The organism is Rhizobium sp. BT04 (assembly GCF_030053135.1).
Lineage (GTDB): Bacteria > Pseudomonadota > Alphaproteobacteria > Rhizobiales > Rhizobiaceae > Rhizobium > Rhizobium binxianense.
In genome coordinates, this window is record NZ_CP125652.1 from 1,094,228 (window position 1) to 1,110,763 (window position 16,536).

Sequence of the window (16,536 nt, forward strand, 5' to 3'; positions counted from 1 at the left end):
TGGCCCCTGATTACCTGGCCCCTGATTACTTGGATTGAGATGATCTGTTGCCACTCGCTCCCGGCCGACGCCGATGATCCCTGTCTTGCTCATCTTCCCTCTGCGCTCGCGGCCTCATTCCGGAAGAGCCGTCTGCCGGAAGAAGGTCACGACCGCATCGTCAGGCTGGCCAAACCATGTTGTAAAAAACAACCGGAAATTCTGCGCCGCATAGGGAACAGCGCCTGCGCCACCTGGCCGACGGCCTGATAGGTCGTACGCTCGCCCATGCCGATCAGGACCGTGCGGTTGCCGATCGGCATGATATCGCCTCCCTCCATCGAGGCATTGGCGAACTGATGGTCTGAATCGCCCCACCAGATCTGGAAATCGCCGCCGAGGAAGATCGGACTTGTAGATCGCACGCTGGATCAGCGTTTCCGCGCGTCTTGCCGGCCAGAACATCGGGTTGCAGGTCACGCCGCCGTAAATCCAGCAAGAAGGGTCGCGCTGGAACAGAGTGTTCGGAATCGGCGGGATGACGAAATCCGTCTCCGGCAAGGCGCTGAGCATCAGCGACTTCGCCTTGACCTCAGGTAGGTCGGAGATTGCGATGCCGCCGATCATGAATGCGGCAAGCTGCGTGGGCGGCATTTCGTCAAGCCAAGGTCGCATCGCCTCGGCGATCTGCGAGCCGAGCACATTCGGGGTAATGCGCCGGTCCAATACGAAATCGCGCGCCTGTTTGTTGGCAAGCGCCTGGCCAAGCAAGTCGTGGAGCTCGAGAACTTCAACGCCCCGTTCCTGCATCTTCAGCACAAAGTCAAAGTGATCTTTCTGAGCCTCATGTACCCATAGGACATCGTCAAAAAGCAGATCATGGCAGTTGGCAGGTGTCAGGCGCTGATGAGCCAAAGACGGTCTGCAAACCATGACGGTTCTCAATTTCCCGACCTCCGAGTGAACCCCGAAACCACGCATGTGGTCCTCCTTCCAGCTTTCCGGATCGCGGCCGCGTCGGCCGTTCTTCGAAAACCAGACTATTTCGGCCCGATCGGTCGTGTCATTGATCGCAGACAATCCGCGGCACAGTATGTTGCGGCGCTTCCGCCAGCTGTGGCGCGGGAGTTCATTGAAGACCCGGAACATCGCAGCGATGGATTTGCCATAAGCGCCAATGGGTAGGATGAATGTCGAGCGCGTCGCCGGTCACCGCATTGATCCAGCCATCGGGTAGACGCTGGCAGGGGAAAACCAGGGCATGGACGCCTTCGTCGTCGATGACGGCGAGCTCTATATCCTGTTCGAACGGAGCTTCGATTGGCAATCGCCACATCACCAAACCCTCCCGATGACCCACTCAACCGGACACGAGGTTGTCATTCCGGCACGGCAATCATCCAACCGGCGTGTTTTGGCCTGACCGGCCATCAGCCGGAAATTGTGGATCTTGTCTGCAGAAATAGATCAGACGAGCTTTGGCCATCACTCGATCGCCGATATTCCTTGCGGCTCATCCGCCCACGGGCGGCAAGGGCGTCCCTATCCTTTGACTCCCTCAAAACGGCCACTTGCCCTCTGTTCCCCACCATAGCGGAACAATGAGGCGGAGGCATTGAGCCGGATCAACGCCCGCTGTGGGTTTGCGCCGAAGGTTGGCGAGGCAAGACCAATAGAGGCTACGCGATACTACACGGACTACCCGCCCATTGGTGGTATTGTAACGTCATTCTGGAGGACAAAAAAAACGGTCCATGGGCCAAGACTTCTCAAGGGACGGAGGAGACCATCATGTCCATCAAGATGGAGGCGCCGCGTGTCGCCGCCGAAGCCGGTTCCACCGTCGCGGTCATGGCAGGACAAGTCCCATCCGGAACGTCGCAGACGCTGTCTCGCGAGCCGGCGCGCGCTTTGCGCGAAGGAGACGGCGGACTGCGGATGGACTGGATCCGGCAACTCCACGAACACATGCCGGACGCGGTGTTTTTAATTGATGACCGCCACAGAATTTCAGCCTGCAACAAGGCTGCGGTCGCCATGTTCGGTTATGAAGAGCGCGAGTTGACGGGCCGAAAGATCGGCTTCGTCTGGCATGCGACACCGAATGTTCGATTGAATGGGCGCTGGGCAGACCATGGGGCGGTGCGTGCCGGTCTGGCGATCACCAAGAGCGGGGTTCAATTTCCGACAGCCCTTACCATTATCAGGAAAGATGATGAAAAAGGCGTCTTCACTGCGGCGATTTTTGAGGACTTTCGAACCGAACGCGAGACCTTGCAGCAGGTTCAGGAGCTGCAGCATGAGATTGCCCGCCTTGCAAGAATGACTGAACTCGGAGAGATGGCGTCCACACTTGCCCATGAACTTTCCCAGCCGCTGTCGTCTATCGCAGCCTATTCAGAGGGGTGCGGGCGCCTGGTCAGGGGCAACCGTCGCCGGCGCGGTGAAGAGCTTCGCGAAGCGCTGCTGGAAATTACGCAGCAGGCGCTCTGGGCAGGAAGTATCGTCCAGAACGTCAGAGAATTCGTCGAGCGTGGCGCTTCCGAGAGGAAGCCGGAGGCGATGCACGACCTGATCCATAAGGCAACAAGGCTCGCGCTGATTGGGGCGCGGCGAAAAGACCTTCGCACCGACTTTCGGCTCGAAGCATCACAGAACACTGTCCTTGGAAACCGCGTTCAGATCGTGCAGGTGCTGACGAACCTCGTTCGCAACGCCCTGGAGGCGACCGAGTGTGTCGAGCAGCCCTCGATTGCGATCCGGACAACACTGGAGAATTCCTCGCATATCGTTGTGGACGTGTCCGACAATGGCTGCGGGATTGCAGCCGAGATGGAAGAGTCGTTGTTTCGTCCCTTCGTGACCGGCAAGCCGCATGGCCTTGGCATGGGCTTGGCATTGTCCAAGCGCATTATCGAGGCGCATGGAGGCCGCATAAGCGCGCGCAGAAGAACAGAGAATGGTTCAGTCTTCTCTTTCTCGCTTCCTTTGGTGGAGACCGAAATCGATGACGAATGACCTTACGATCCATCTCGTCGATGACGAGGAGGTATTGAGACGATCTTTGACATTCTTGCTGGTATCGGCAGGTTTTGCCGTGCGAGCGCATAGCTGCGCAAAGGCATTTCTGGATATTCTGCCTCTTTCGGGCAGAAACTGCCTGGTGACGGATCTGCGCATGCCTGATGTCAACGGCATCGAATTGCTCCACCGTCTGCGCCGGTTCAGCGCGGACGTTCCGGCGATCGTCATTACCGGCCAGGGCGATATAGCCGCGGCCGTCCAAGCAATGAAGGCAGGAGCGTCGGACTTCCTGGAAAAGCCCCTTGGGGAGGAAGCGTTGATCGCGGCGATCAATCTGGCGATGGGACAAAGGCGGCCAGGCTGCGCGGTCGCCGATTCCGAAAGCGTCGCAGCACGAGTTCGTCAGCTCACGGACCGCGAACATCAGGTTCTGAACGGCGTGCTCGATGGTCTGCAGAACAAGATGATCGCCTATCATCTCGGCATCAGCTCGCGCACGGTGGAGGTCCATCGCGCCAATGTGATGGCGAAGATGGGAGCTCGCAATCTTGCAGAACTCATGCGCATGGCCATCGCCATCGACGCGGTTGAGCAGCCGACCGAAACCGGCCGGATCTCACCGGCCGACACCTGGCCAGCCTGCGCCCGATAATTCGAAAAGCGATGCTTGCAACTGGACGCCCCTAAGATATTGTGCTTTAGAAGATGCTTATATAATTGCGTGATCTAGTCGTAGGGGCGATCATGAGAAACGCAACAAAGATCGATGTATTCAGCAGTCTTGGACCGACGGCTGAGGAAATCTGCCGGCAAGTCGAGCGAATTCTCGCGAGTGAAGAATTTCACGCGCCGAAGCGCGGGCGAAATTTTTTGGAATTTGTTGTCAGTGAGACGCTCGCTGGCCGATCAAGCTTCCTGAAGGCGTTTACCATCGCAAATATCGTTTTTGGTCGGGAAGCGTCATTCGACCCGCAGAATGATCCGGTCGTCAGGATCGAGGCGGGCCGAATACGAAAGGCCCTGGAACGTTATTATCTCGTCGCAGGCCAGGCGGATGACGTCATTATTACCGTGCCGAAAGGCGGATACGTGCCGCATTTCGAATATACCCGCGACGCGCCGGTGCCGGCTCGGCCAGAAAAAGACCCGGAAAATCCGCGGATCGGAGAATTTGCAGATCAAAATCAATCGCCTCAGGAGACGCGCCGTCCGCAGCCGCCGGTCGCTCGTAGTCCCAGAACCGGTCTGCTGGCCATCCTTCTTCTTCTTCTTCTCGTCCTCGCATTGGCATTTTTTGTGACGGGAAGTGCCCTTATCAGGCCATTGCCGTCGGAAGCCTCCCCGCCGACGGTTGCTGTCGAGGTTTTTGCAGAGAGCAGCTCCGTCGATTCCGCTTCGGATATCGCCCACGGCCTCAGGGACGATATTATCGGCCAGCTTGCCCAGCTCGATGACATCGTCGTGGTCGCCGATCCCGATCCGCCGACGGGTGATCATGTCGCTGCTGCCGACTACGCGCTTCAGGGCAACGTCCAGACGGACGGAAGCCGGTTGCGCTCCGTTGCCAGGCTGGTGCGTCGGGCAGACGGGGCGGTCATCTGGGCCAATAATTTCGATGCCGATCTTCGCGCTCAGAACAAGCTCTGGATTCAAACAAATGTCGCCCGGCAAATCGCCGGTGCGATAGCGCAGCCTCACGGCGCCATCTTTCAAGCCGAAACAGCCATGATCGCTCAGCCGGCGCAGAAGGCAGACCAGGATGCCCATGCCTGTATCCCGGCCTACTATAGCTATCTCCAGGCGATGACTGCGCAAAGCCATGGTGCGGTGCGCGAATGCCTGCAACAGGCGATCCAGCGCACACCCGATAATGCGACGTCATGGGCGCTCTTGTCCCTGGTCTATCTTGACGAAATGAGATTTCGCTACAGGCTCGGCACACCATCATCGGCCGAGGCCCTCGCATTGGCAACGGCTTCGGCGCAGCGGGCGGCATCGCTGGCGCCGGATAATCCCCGCGTGCTTCGCGCCGTTATGCTAGTGAACTTCTTCCGGGGAGATATCGACAAGGCACTGGCGGCCGGGACGGCAGCCTATGCCGCGGATCCCGACGATGTGGAAGTTGCGGGCGAGTACGGCTTGCGATTGGCGATGTCGGGAAAATGGCAATCGGGTTGCGAGTTGATATCGATCGCGCTTGACAAAAATGCCGGCCCCAGTGGCTACTACGAGGCGGGTATGGCGATGTGCGCATTTATGAGAGGCGATATCGAAGCGGCGGAACAATGGTCGCGAATATCAGATCTCGATTGCAACCCCATGCGCCACCTTGCCTTGCTGTCCATTCTCGGAACCGCGGGCAAAATGGGCGAAGCCAAGTTGGAGCAGGATTGGCTCCAGTCCCACGCGCCGGCATTGATGACGAACATCCGCCAGGAGATTTCGCTGCGCTTGCAGCGCCCGGCGGATCGCGAAAGGTTCTTTGCCGGCCTGCGCGCCGCGGGGGTGGCCGTTGACTTGCCATCGGGAGGATAGAGCCTTTCCGGGTTAGATTGAAGCATTCTGCCGGAGCAGGTTTTCGTCAGGGCAGAGGCGATTGGCGAAGGGCATACCCCTTGGTACGTCCGAGCCGATCGCCTTTGATCCTGGTTAGAGATGCCCGGCCCACCGGCCGCACCGCTTCGCCATGGCGAAGCGACAAGTGCGCCCGGCGATTCTTAAGTCTTGCGGATTTGCCAGGCAAATCTGCGGGAGGGTTGGCTGAAACAGGCCGGCTGATCGACCGGCCATCCGACTCCGTTTGAGCCAACAGAATGCTTCAATCTAACCCGGAAAGGCTCTAACGGCGCGAACGATCCCGAGTGGGCGGTCCCGGCCGCGATCCGAGGCGCGATCGCTTGCGATGCGCCTATGGAATCGGGTCTGCGCCGCTCAGTTTGCGGTCGCCAGAAATTTCCATGATGATTTGAGCGGCAATTTCGTCCTCGACATCGAGAATGGTTTGATCGCGCAGCTCGCGGTCATATTGGTTTGCCCAGACGACCGCGCCGTCGGCGCCGTTGATCAGGCGGACATGCAGATGCAGGACCGTGCCCTCGACAAGGACGCTTCCCTGCAGATTGAATAGCGAGCCGGTCGTCTCCATGCCGGATCGATCGGGAGCAAGCACGACAAGGTTGTCCACTTTTATGAGCTTTGCGATCAGCTGATCGGCCAGCCCCTTGGCAAAATCCGCGCCGCGCGCAGTACCGCCGAGGGCAGCGAAGGGTTCGACAACGATCCTGGTTTTGCTTTTCAATGTCGAGGCGGCAGCCGGCGGCGTTTTCGGCGGCGAGAGGTAGGATTCGAGCGGACGGATGAGGGCGAGTACCGCCATTGCACCGAAGAGGGCGGGAATGCCGATCGGCAGGAGAAGATCGCGATATCGCATCGATCGCTCATGCCCGGGATGGCGGCGCTTGTTCTCCGGATTTGGTACATCGGCGGCCTTGACGTTCGAAGTGTCTTCATCGCTCGAAATATGTGGAGCATAGCCCCCTTTTGGAATGGTGATTTGTATCGGGTCACTGCTTCCGCAGACAAGATAGTATCGTTCAAGGGCGCGACGGATACGCCCCGCTTCGATACGGACAACCGGATCGTTCTGTGCATCGAAGGAGGCATCACGGCCGAACACCGCCTGTGCAATCGTAAAGGCCTTGAGCTGTCCGGCATGCCCTTCAAGCGTCTCTTCCACAATATATTGCAGGAAGCGGCGCCCGCGTTCAGGCGCGAGAAATTCCGGGCTTGCGAGTATACGATCAAGCTGCGCGCGAACGCTTTCGTTGTCTTGACGTGCCTGGCTGCCCCCTCCCTCTTCCGGTGCCATCTAGACCTCCCGCGATACCGCCGTATCACTCTCAAGGGGTGGAAGCATTATACACCCGTCGGCGGTCGCGTGCTTCCGTAGCAATACGTAAGGGGTATCTCGAATACCGAGGCAAGCAACGATTGCTTATGATGGACGCGGATGGGGGACGACGCACATGTTCCAGGGTCACGCGATCGGAAAATACGCAACGGTTCCCGGCCACCACCATGGAACGGTTTCCGCGATAGCCAAAGATCAGTCGATCAAACTCAGCGCCGACGAAACGATCTACAGCGAAGGCGAATACGCCCTTGCCATCTACCAGGTCGAGGCAGGCGCCGTGCGGATTTACCGCCTGACGTCGAACGGCCAGCGGCATATCCTATCCTTCTGCGGCAAGGGCGAATGGTTCGGGCTCGAAAACGGGAATGTCCGAACCGATTTCGCAGAGGCCATCTGCGAAACGCGCGTAAGGCCGTTTCGCACCAATCAGGACGCAGTCGTCCCCATCGATCTTTTGCACATTGCCCTGACGAACCTGGCAAAGGCGCAATGCAAACAACTCATCATCAGCGAGCAAAGCGCCTTGAAGCGCCTTGCAGCCTTCGTTCAGGAGATGGCCGACCGCCATCCCGAGGATCCGGAATTCGATATGATGATGTCTCGCAGCGATATTGCCGACTATCTCGGGCTGACAGTCGAAACGGTTGCCCGCTCCTTTACGAAGCTCCGGGAAAAACGCATCCTTCGTCTTGCCGGCAAATCACAACGGATTGTTCGGCTTCTCGATCGCGATGCGCTCGTCGCCTTGACGATTTAGCAATGCAGAGTGTGACAGCGTCCTTGCGGATCTGACGACACGCGCGGCGCTGCAGGCCACGATAGAGGGATTGAACCATTGACATATGCGTCCCGCCGAAAATCGATCGCATTGCCCAAAAGAGTTCTTGCCGGCCTGGTCGCCGCCCCAACTCTGGTGGCAGTTTTTCCACTGCACGCCGTCCATGCCGAGGATGATCCCTTCTCTCAGTTTCCGTTGGTCATCCATTGCAAGTACAACGAAACCTACCATGCCTTTTACATATCGCGTGTCTCGCAAGACGGCGTGGCGACCTATGTCGCATCCGACCGGATCGCCGGCACGATCACGCTCGATGGAAAGGCAAAGGCAATCGGCGGCGCCGGCGGCGGCAGCTGTGTCGGCAAGACGCTGGTGGAGCTTCGTGCGTCGCAGCAGGCCTATGATCTGAAACCTTAGCGCCGTTCATCTGCCTTGGCCGGCGAGGTCACTTTGCCGGCGTCGCTGCGCTTGCCGCCTGCTGCGCAAGGATCGCTTGAGCGGCCGCCGCGCCGCCGCCCTTGTCGTCGCCTCCGACTTGCACCGTTGGCTGCGCGAATGCGATGCCGTTTGCCAGGAACAGTTCGCGAATCTTGGCATAGGCTTTGCGACGGATATAGGTCTGCATGCCCGGAACCGTAGTCATGGCGAAGCTCAACACGATGCCGTAGTCGCCGAACTGCTCGACGCCCTTCATTTTCAGCGGCTCGATGAAGTGTTGGCCGAGTTCCGGATCTTCCATCAGATCGGCTCCAACCTTCTTGGTCAGCTTGCGGGCCTTGTCTATGTCGGTATCGAATCCGACGGTGATCCTGAACTTGTCGATCACCCAGTCGCGGCTCATGTTCTCGACAGCACCCAACTCACTGAACGGCACCGTGAACACCGGGCCGCGATGATGGCGCAGACGCACCGAGCGCAGGCTGAAGCTTTCCACCGTCCCCTTGTAGTCCTTGGCCTGGATGTATTCACCCACACGGAAGGCGTCGTCGAACATGTAGAAGAAACCGTTGATGACGTCCTTGACCAAAGTCTGCGAGCCGAAACCGATGGCGACTCCGAAGATGCCCGCTCCCGCGATCAGCGGTCCGATCTGCACGCCCAATTGCGCCAGTACGATCAGCCCCGCCATGACCGCGACAGCAACGGCCAATGCATTGCGAAAGATCGGGAGAAGCGTCCGAAACCGCGCGCGCCGGGCGGCGTCGGCCGGCGCAAGCGATGTCGTGCCGGTCGATGCGCTCAGCGTTCGGTCGATCCAGCCCCGCGCCACTTGCCAAAGAAGGTCCGCGACCACGAGGATCAGGACGCTCTTCAGGCAGCCGTAAAACAGAGCCGCGATCATCGGGTCGCGCCGACCCAGCGTGTCTGGATTGAGATGCCAGACAAGCGCCAGCCATCCCACGGCGAGCGCGATAACCGCGGCCCGCGCACCGCGGGCGACCAGGATACTGCGCAGGCTACCGGGATCGCTGGTGAAGGATAGCGCCATGCGGCCGACGGCATTCAGGATCGCCGGCAACACCAGCGCGTAAATGCCGATCCAGAACAGGCCCTTCATATTGAGGCACCAGACGAGCCACAGGACGACGAGGAAGGCCGTTATCGCCGCCTTCCAGGCGCGGCTTCCTTCCCAGATCGACCACACGGCCTCGACGGCAAAAAGCAGTCCAATCACGGAGAAGCAATAGCTGATTGCGTCGCTGACTTCAGGGGAAACGCCGAGCGGCTCGCCGACGGCTGCTGTCGCGATCGCAAAACTGATGACCCCGAACAGGATCAATAGCCTCATCCGCAGCGACGAGCCCATCGCCGCCGCGGACAGCAGCGCAGCCGCCAATCGAAACAGGATGAAGGCCGAGAGATAGGCAAGGAGCGTCACTCGCGCGAGCGGCGGCCATTCGACCGCGAAAAAGACGACGCCCATCGCGCCGGCGAATATGCCGACTGGGATAAGCCGGCCGAACAACGCCTCGCGGCGCGCGGCAAACCTGCGATACACCGCCTCGGCGGCAAGACCAAAAGCGACCAGGCCGCCGAATATGACGAATACGGGCGCATAGCCTCTGCCGGCAGCTTCGCGCCTTGCTCTTGTTGCCGCCGCCGTCACCTCTGCCGGAATTGCCGGGATTGCCGCCAGAATCGCGTTCACACGCCCCCGCGCATCGGCCTCCCACCTGGCCAAGGCCGAGCGGCCGGGCGGTGAAACGGATGGCACGGCCCCACTCTCCTGCTTGCGGCTATCAAGCCAGACCTTCACTTCGGGATCCTGTAGCAGGCGCACGAGTTCGTCGATCTTCTGCTGAGGGCTCACCGGCGGCGTTTGCGCCAAAGCACTCAACGCGAAGAGAAAAACGGCGGTGAAGGAAAGCAGCCATTTCAACCTGAAACTCCTCATTGCGTCAGTGTCTGTTGTTTCAGGTCGCCGTCGAGCGTCTCGTTGGCGGATCGTGGCGGTCTCTTCCACGTGATGGGCTGCTCGATGATCGCAACCGGCACCGCGACGGCGGTGGCAGCTACAGTGCCGATATTTGCCACCGTGCCGCCGACGACAGCCGTAATGCCCTGGCCCAGCGTGACCTTGGAATCGGTAAGGGGCTGGCCTGTCATAAGGCGCTGGCCGATGAGTTGGACAATCTCGGGACTTTCCGCAAATTTGCCGTGATTGAGCCTGTCGTTGGTCTTCACCTTCGTCAGGTCGATGGCGGTGATACCGGCCTTTTCCAGTTTCGAGCGGTAGGGCTCTTCAGCAGGGTTGATCGCGCCGAGACGGGAGACACGTCCGGTGAGGAAGCTGGAGACTGCAAGAGCCTTGTCATCCTGGGAGACGAAGATCGTGAATTTCGGACGCGGTTCACCCATCTCCACATATTGTTTGGCGAATACCTGAATGTCGATGTCGGGCGAGGCCAGGATGACATTGTGGATTTTCGAATTGACGTGGCCGTCGCGTATCCCCATCGCCTGCATCTTGCTGTCGTGTACGATCTGCGCCAGCCGGAAGACGGAATCCTCATAGGTGTTGTTCAAGCCGTGAATGAAGACGAGTGCATGCCCGCCGTTCACGTGCTGCCGGAACCAGACGCGGCCTTGCGCGATGGTGTCGATCTGCTGAACGTTCGTTACGGCAAAGTCGGTGGCAGGATCGGGGGGAAGGCGTTTAGGCCACTGAACCGTGCCGGCTTCGCGCTTCGCCGGGATTGAAACAGAGATCTGGGTCAGATGTGGCTTTGAACTGCGCTCGCCGTTGAAGAGTGTGGCCGGGTTTCCCGAAGGCTCGCGCGTGGTCGCAACCAGCATGTCGACCCTTGATGTCGGCGGCGTCGACGATGAAATTGAAACGGATGCCATCACGCCGCCCGGATGCCCGCAACTCGTTAGAAGAAGAAAAAGAGCCACGCTACGCTTTGCCATTCACGCATCCAGCAATCGCTCTGGAGGAGGCTTTGGAGCCGGGATACTAGCAGGTGGGTCGCAGCGGCGCCTGTAGCATCACGTAATATCTGTACGCTTTGGAAGCGATCGGTACCAGGCGTGGATAGGAGTCACGTCCCGCACAGGCCGTCCGAGCGCAGCGAAAGGAAACTTTGGCGGCAGGTGTCGGATATATAGTACAGTGTGCGGCTATCCGACGGCTGCGGGCAGACTTCTTCCCATGCCTGCTGCGGGTCCGCCCACTAGCAGATCATCGCGCTCTGGAGCCCGGGCGCTGCTTCAGAGCGCACAACCTTGCAAGAAAAGATCGGCCGGCAAGCCTTTCCTTTACCGCAGACGAGATCGACACGCTCGCCGCCCTCGAGCAAAGCTTCAAGGGCAAGACCAAGCTGTAATCCAATCCCCATCCCAAGGCCTCACTGGCCCGGGCCGCCTGGATCATCGCCAAGCTCGGAGGCTGAAACGGCTATGCCTCCTCCAAGCCGCCAGGCCCCATCACCTTCTTCAATGGCCGCCTACAATACTTCAAAGCATGTGCCGCAGGTTGGGCCTTGCGAGATGTGTAATCCCTTAGCGTTTTTGCGGGGGTCCGAAGGACGGGTCGAACCCGTGGCGTAACCCCGGCAAGGTTAGGGTCAGGCGCAGTCTTCTTGGACTATAGACTCCATCGCGCAAAATTTCGGCTGCACAAACCCTACTTCCCCTCATGCAACGAAAACACCAATGTCGCCTTGGTTCCGTCATGTCCGGGATCATAAGCGAAATCCGATTTCAAACTCGCGGCCATGGCCGTCAGTATCCGCGTGCCGAGGCCGGTTCCCCTCGCCGGGTTCGACGGGTCGAAACCAGCGCCGTCATCCTCGACGATGACCCTCAACGCCTCGTCCGCCTGGTCCACGAAGACGCGTATTTCGCCCGGCACGCTGTCCGGATAGGCATATTTGAAGGCATTGGTAACGAGTTCGCTGACGATCAGCCCGAGCGTGATCACCTTGTCGGTCGCCAGATTGACCGGCTCGGCGGTCAACACGATGCGGTGCGGCCGCTTGTCGTCGCGCATCGAGGTTTCGAGTTCGGTGAGCAGGCTGTTCAGATATTCGTCGACCTGCACCGAGCCGACCTGCCGATTGGTATAGAGCCGCCGGTGCACGCTGGCGATGGCGTTGATGCGCATCTGCGTTTCGTGCAGCGCGTCGATCGCCACCTGGTCCTTGGTCATCGAGGATTGCATGCGGATCAGCGCCCCGACCAGACCGAGGCTGTTGGCAATGCGGTGATTGACCTCGGCAAGTAGCATCTCGGCAAGGTCGCGCTGCTGGCGGATCACTTCCTGTGCCTGTGCCGTCTCGCGGCGGAAGCGCGCCCGCTCCAGCGCCTGTTCGAGGGCGGCGGCCAGCAGGTCGAAATAATCCGCCGAGATCCCCTTGAGCATATAGTCGTCAGCGCCCGCCTTCAGCGCCGCGACCGCGATTCCGGTATCGTCCGAACCGGTGGCGTAGATGACAGGCGGATGATCCCGCATCGCCGTGATGCAGGGCAGAATGTCGAGACCGGTCTCGTCGGCTAGGATATGATCGAGCACGACGGCATCGATGCCGCCTTCACGGAGCCTGGCAAGACCGGCAGCGCCGTTCCGCGCCCACTCGACAGAAAAGCCGCGCCGACTGAGGTTCTTCTGCATCAGCAGGGCCAGCCCTTCGTCATCGTCGATATAGAGGATGCGGAACAGGGCATCCGCATCGCCGCTAGAATTGCTCATTCCGTCTCCCGGCGTTCTCTCTGAGCGACGAACGCCCGCAAGCGTCCGAGTCGTCCGCATGGCAATGTGGTATTGCATTGGCCCCCTGAGGTAAACAGCGGCTATTCCTCGCTCTCGGCGCAGGCGGGGCGGAAGGAGGATGTCGGGCAGCCGGCATTTTCAGAACATGACCCTGGCCTGGGGAGGACCCCATGAAAGCCGTTGAAAGAGGTTGGGAAACGAAAACCCTGAAATGAAATTCATAAACGCCGAACGGCCCGATCGGTTCCGCAGGCCAAGCTAATTCTTCTGGAATTTCCGATGGCCGGATACTTCGGCCCCAGCCTCTACCGGCAATTGCAGGAAGCGCAGCGACGAGGCGACGCCGATAGCGCCGACCACGACGAAGGCCCAGCGGAAATCGGCAAGAACGGGATTGTCGGCGCCCCTCAGGGCCGAGGAAATATTGAGCACGGCGGCCGCCACCGCGACGCCGAGCAGCATCGACACCTGCTGCAGCATGCTCGACAGCGTCGAGGCCGAGCTTCTCTGCGCCGGGCCTATATCGGCGAAAGCGAGCGTGTTGAGCGCCGTGAACTCCATCGACCGCGACAGGCCGGCAACAAAAAGCAGCGCATGGATGAAAAACTGCGGCGTGTCAGGCGAAAGGAAGGCGCAGGCGAGGATCGAAAACGCGGCGATCAACCCGTTCAACACCAGCACCGTGCGGAAGCCGAAAAAGCGCAGGAGCGGCGTCGTCACCGTCTTCATGCCGAGATTGCCGAGGAAATAGACGAGCAGATAGGCGCCGGCGGCAATCGAACTCAGCCCGAAGCCGAGCTGGAACAGGAGCGGCAATAGGAACGGCGTCGCATTGATCGCCGTCCGGCAGGCCGTGCCCGCCGACAGCGTCGACATCGAGAAGGTCTGCACGCGGAAGGCGGAGAGATCGAGCAGCGGATTGTCGACGGCAAGGAAATGCCGCGTCGCCAGGAAGGACAGCACGATCCCCGCCGCCAGCATCGCGATGACAGGCAGAAGCCCGCCGTCCCATTTGACCGAGAGCTCCAGGGCGGCAAGCAGGAAGGTCAGCCCTGCCGCACTCAGGATGAAACCGAGGATATCCAGCCGGCCGGGATCGGACTCGCGTTGCTCTGGAACGAAGCGCAGCACCAGACCCATGCCGATGACGCCGATCGGGATGTTGATCAGGAAGTTCCAGTGCCAGCTGGCATAGGTGGTGATGAAGCTGCCAAGCACCGGGCCGATGACGGGCGCCGTCAGCGCCGGCCATGTGATCAGCGCGATCGCCTGGACGAGTTCGGACTTGCGGGCGTTCTTCAGCACGATGATGCGCCCGACCGGCGTCATCAGTGCGCTGCCCGCCCCCTGGACGGCGCGCCAGAGCACGAATTCCGCAAGGCTGCCGGAGAACGCGCAGAACAGCGAGGCAACCGTGAAGACGCCGATCGACGTCAGGAAGACACGCCGCGCGCCGAACCGGTCGCCGAGCCAGCCCGACAGAGGAATGAAGGCGGCCATCGTCAGCATGTAGACGGTGATGCCGATGCTCATCGATACCGGCTGCACGCCGAAGCTCGCCGCCATCTGCGGCAGCGACGTGGCGACGATCGTGCCGTCGAGGATCTGCATGAAGAAGGAAACGGCAACGACCAGCGCCACGATCTTCGCCTGGCGGCCGCGTGCCGCCTCTTGCCCCTGCTCGCTCGTCTCTGCCGTGGTCATCGATCTGCCAATGGAAATTCCGGGTGTCGCGACAGGGAACGGGAAGGAAGCTGATTGGAGATTTGCCGCGGGAGGCGCGGACAAACCGCGCACTGGCTGAATACGCCCGTTGCATCAGGCCGGAAAGGCTAAATCTCGCACTGCGACGGAATATTCCCGAGGTGGCGCGTCCACTTAAGAAAAAGGCCCCACCGAAGCGAGGCCAAGTTTGAACCGCTCCGGGAAAACAGGAGCGGCGTGGAGGTCTATATCCTGCGAGCCCGCCGGCAGCGAGGCCAGATTTCGCCGTGTCGGTACGCTTGGGAATGAAATCCCCGGATCGCCCGAAAGACCGCTCCCAAAGATAGGCGAAACGCCTGTGCACTGCAGCAACGATTGCCACTTGCAATGTTTATAAAAGAGGATATCACTAAACATATTGCTAAACATGATAAATGAGGAGTTCATGTGAGCATTCTCTGAAGTGGGTGAACATGCGACGCCGGCGGGGAGCCGGCTTTTGGTTCTGGGAGGAACTTATGCAGAAAACATCGAAAGCCCTTTTGGGGCTGGCCACGGCATTCGTCATGTCGTCGGCATTGCCCAATCTCGCCAAAGCCGATGAACTGACGCTGTGCTGGGCCGCATGGGATCCCGCGAATGCGCTGGTCGAGCTGTCGAAGGATTTCACCGCCAAGACTGGCACGCAGATGAAGTTCGAATTCGTTCCCTGGACGAGTTATGCCGACCGCTTCCTCAACGAGCTGAATTCCCACGGCAAGCTCTGCGATCTCATCATCGGCGACAGCCAGTGGATCGGCGGCTCGGCCGAGAACGGCCATTACGTCAAGCTCAACGACTTCTTCGACAAGGAAGGCATCAAGATGGATGACTTCGTGCCGGCGACGGTCGTCGGTTACTCGGAATGGCCGAAAAACACGCCGAACTACTGGGCGCTGCCCGCCATGGGCGACGTCGTCGGCTGGACCTACCGCAAGGACTGGTTCGAGAAGCCGGAACTGCAGAAGGAATTCAAGGCGAAATACGGCCACGATCTCGCAGCCCCGAAGACCTATGACGAGCTGAAGCAGATCGCCGAGTTCTTCCAGAAGCGTCAGATCGACGGCAAGACCGTCTATGGCGCCTCGATCTATACCGAGCGCGGCTCCGAAGGCATCACCATGGGCGTGACCAACGTCCTCTATGACTGGGGCTTCCAGTACGAGAACCCGAAGAAGCCTTACGACATGGAAGGTTTCGTCAACTCGGCCGACGCGGTCAAGGGCCTCGAATTCTACAAGTCCCTATACGACTGCTGCACCCCGCCCGGCAGCTCCAATGTCTACATGGTCGAATCCGCCGATGCCTTCAAATCCGGCCAGGTCGCCATGCAGATGAACTTCGCCTTCACCTGGCCCGGCCTCTACAAGGACGAGAAGGTCGGCGGCGACAGGATCGGCTTCTTCCCCAATCCTGCTGAAAAGGCGCACTTCGCCCAGCTCGGCGGCCAGGGCATCTCGGTGGTCTCCTACTCCGACAAGCGCGATGCCGCCCTGCAATACATCAAGTGGTTCGCACAGCCCGACGTGCAGGCCAAATGGTGGGAACTCGGCGGTTTCTCCTGCCTGAATTCGGTCGTCAACGCGCCCGATTTCGCCAAGAGCCAGCCCTATGCCCAGGCCTTCCTGGACTCGATGGCGATCGTCAAGGACTTCTGGGCCGAGCCGAGCTATGCTTCGCTGCTGCAGGCCATGCAGAAGCGCGTCCATAACTACGTGGTCGCAGGCAACGGCACCGCCAAGGAAGCGCTCGACGGCCTGGTGAAGGACTGGAGCGACGTCTTCAAGGACGACGGCAAGATCTAGTGCCGGACGACGGGACGGGCGGCATCCCTCTGCGCGCCATCCTCGCCAGGATGGCGGCCCGGATCGGCAAACGAGCCGGGCC

The 16,536-nt window shown here is 60.1% G+C and carries 12 protein-coding genes and 1 pseudogene; 6 read left to right on the top strand and 7 right to left on the bottom strand.

The features are described from left to right. Positions 1-182: 182 nt before the first annotated feature. Together QMO82_RS13955 and QMO82_RS13960 are read right to left on the bottom strand one after the other, a co-directional pair. Positions 183-960 (bottom strand): annotated as a pseudogene (locus QMO82_RS13955) (arginine deiminase family protein); the annotation flags it as partial. 148 nt (positions 961-1,108) lie between these two features. Next, positions 1,109-1,315 (bottom strand): hypothetical protein, encoded by a 207-nt coding sequence (locus tag QMO82_RS13960; protein WP_183606980.1) that lies wholly within the window; start codon positions 1,313-1,315, stop codon positions 1,109-1,111. Positions 1,316-1,770: 455 nt separating this feature from the next. On the opposite strand from QMO82_RS13960, the gene QMO82_RS13965 reads away from it, so the two are divergent. The 3 genes from QMO82_RS13965 to QMO82_RS13975 all read left to right on the top strand — a co-directional run bounded on the left by QMO82_RS13965 (position 1,771) and on the right by QMO82_RS13975 (position 5,538). After that, positions 1,771-2,997 carry a sensor histidine kinase gene (locus tag QMO82_RS13965; RefSeq protein ID WP_183606979.1) on the top strand — a complete coding sequence of 409 codons (1,227 nt, stop codon included), beginning with the start codon at positions 1,771-1,773 and terminating at the stop codon, positions 2,995-2,997. Beyond that, entirely contained in the window at positions 2,987-3,655 is a 669-nt protein-coding gene (locus QMO82_RS13970; RefSeq protein WP_183606978.1) for a response regulator transcription factor, read from the top strand. Before QMO82_RS13965 ends, QMO82_RS13970 begins: the two co-directional genes overlap by 11 nt. Before the next feature lie 92 nt (positions 3,656-3,747). Continuing rightward, a complete protein-coding gene (locus QMO82_RS13975; protein WP_183606977.1) occupies positions 3,748-5,538 on the top strand; it encodes a hypothetical protein in 1,791 nt (596 codons plus the stop codon). A gap of 373 nt (positions 5,539-5,911) precedes the next feature. On the opposite strand, the gene QMO82_RS13980 is transcribed toward QMO82_RS13975, so the two are convergent. Further along, positions 5,912-6,871 (bottom strand): hypothetical protein, encoded by a 960-nt coding sequence (locus QMO82_RS13980; RefSeq protein WP_183606976.1) that lies wholly within the window; start codon positions 6,869-6,871, stop codon positions 5,912-5,914. 157 nt (positions 6,872-7,028) lie between these two features. Between QMO82_RS13980 and QMO82_RS13985 the strand changes: the two genes are divergently transcribed. Together QMO82_RS13985 and QMO82_RS13990 are read left to right on the top strand one after the other, a co-directional pair. Continuing rightward, positions 7,029-7,673, top strand: a complete 645-nt coding sequence (locus tag QMO82_RS13985) for a helix-turn-helix domain-containing protein (RefSeq protein ID WP_183606975.1) — start codon at positions 7,029-7,031, stop codon at positions 7,671-7,673. 78 nt (positions 7,674-7,751) lie between these two features. Beyond that, on the top strand, positions 7,752-8,111 hold the full coding sequence (locus QMO82_RS13990; RefSeq protein ID WP_183606974.1) for a hypothetical protein: 360 nt from the start codon (positions 7,752-7,754) through the stop codon (positions 8,109-8,111). A gap of 28 nt (positions 8,112-8,139) precedes the next feature. Here the strand turns inward: QMO82_RS13990 and QMO82_RS13995 are convergent, their stop codons facing one another. From QMO82_RS13995 to QMO82_RS14010, 4 genes are all read right to left on the bottom strand, one after another. Next, entirely contained in the window at positions 8,140-10,074 is a 1,935-nt protein-coding gene (locus QMO82_RS13995) for a mechanosensitive ion channel family protein (RefSeq protein ID WP_183606973.1), read from the bottom strand. Between the two features lie 11 nt (positions 10,075-10,085). Next, positions 10,086-11,105, bottom strand: coding sequence for an alpha/beta hydrolase (locus tag QMO82_RS14000; protein WP_183606972.1), 1,020 nt, complete (start codon positions 11,103-11,105; stop codon positions 10,086-10,088). Between the two features lie 715 nt (positions 11,106-11,820). After that, positions 11,821-12,885 carry a sensor histidine kinase gene (locus tag QMO82_RS14005; protein WP_183606971.1) on the bottom strand — a complete coding sequence of 355 codons (1,065 nt, stop codon included), beginning with the start codon at positions 12,883-12,885 and terminating at the stop codon, positions 11,821-11,823. A gap of 279 nt (positions 12,886-13,164) precedes the next feature. After that, positions 13,165-14,610 carry an MFS transporter gene (locus QMO82_RS14010; RefSeq protein ID WP_183606970.1) on the bottom strand — a complete coding sequence of 482 codons (1,446 nt, stop codon included), beginning with the start codon at positions 14,608-14,610 and terminating at the stop codon, positions 13,165-13,167. A 518-nt stretch (positions 14,611-15,128) separates the two neighbouring features. On the opposite strand from QMO82_RS14010, the gene QMO82_RS14015 reads away from it, so the two are divergent. Then, the gene (locus QMO82_RS14015) at positions 15,129-16,454 is read left to right on the top strand and encodes an ABC transporter substrate-binding protein (protein WP_126829532.1); all 1,326 of its coding nucleotides are present in this window, start codon (positions 15,129-15,131) and stop codon (positions 16,452-16,454) included. Positions 16,455-16,536: the final 82 nt, after the last annotated feature.

Excerpts from the sequence above, each read along its gene's own strand:
- QMO82_RS14000 (WP_183606972.1), bottom strand. The coding sequence starts at position 11,105 with ATGGCAAAGCGTAGCGTGGCTCTTTTTCTTCTTCTAACGAGTTGCGGG.
- QMO82_RS14010 (WP_183606970.1), bottom strand. The coding sequence starts at position 14,610 with ATGACCACGGCAGAGACGAGCGAGCAGGGGCAAGAGGCGGCACGCGGC.
- QMO82_RS13980 (WP_183606976.1), bottom strand. The coding sequence starts at position 6,871 with ATGGCACCGGAAGAGGGAGGGGGCAGCCAGGCACGTCAAGACAACGAA.
- QMO82_RS13970 (WP_183606978.1), top strand. The coding sequence starts at position 2,987 with ATGACGAATGACCTTACGATCCATCTCGTCGATGACGAGGAGGTATTG.
- QMO82_RS13975 (WP_183606977.1), top strand. The coding sequence starts at position 3,748 with ATGAGAAACGCAACAAAGATCGATGTATTCAGCAGTCTTGGACCGACG.
- QMO82_RS13960 (WP_183606980.1), bottom strand. The coding sequence starts at position 1,315 with ATGTGGCGATTGCCAATCGAAGCTCCGTTCGAACAGGATATAGAGCTC.
- QMO82_RS13985 (WP_183606975.1), top strand. The coding sequence starts at position 7,029 with ATGTTCCAGGGTCACGCGATCGGAAAATACGCAACGGTTCCCGGCCAC.
- QMO82_RS14015 (WP_126829532.1), top strand. The coding sequence starts at position 15,129 with ATGCAGAAAACATCGAAAGCCCTTTTGGGGCTGGCCACGGCATTCGTC.
- QMO82_RS13965 (WP_183606979.1), top strand. The coding sequence starts at position 1,771 with ATGTCCATCAAGATGGAGGCGCCGCGTGTCGCCGCCGAAGCCGGTTCC.
- QMO82_RS14005 (WP_183606971.1), bottom strand. The coding sequence starts at position 12,885 with ATGAGCAATTCTAGCGGCGATGCGGATGCCCTGTTCCGCATCCTCTAT.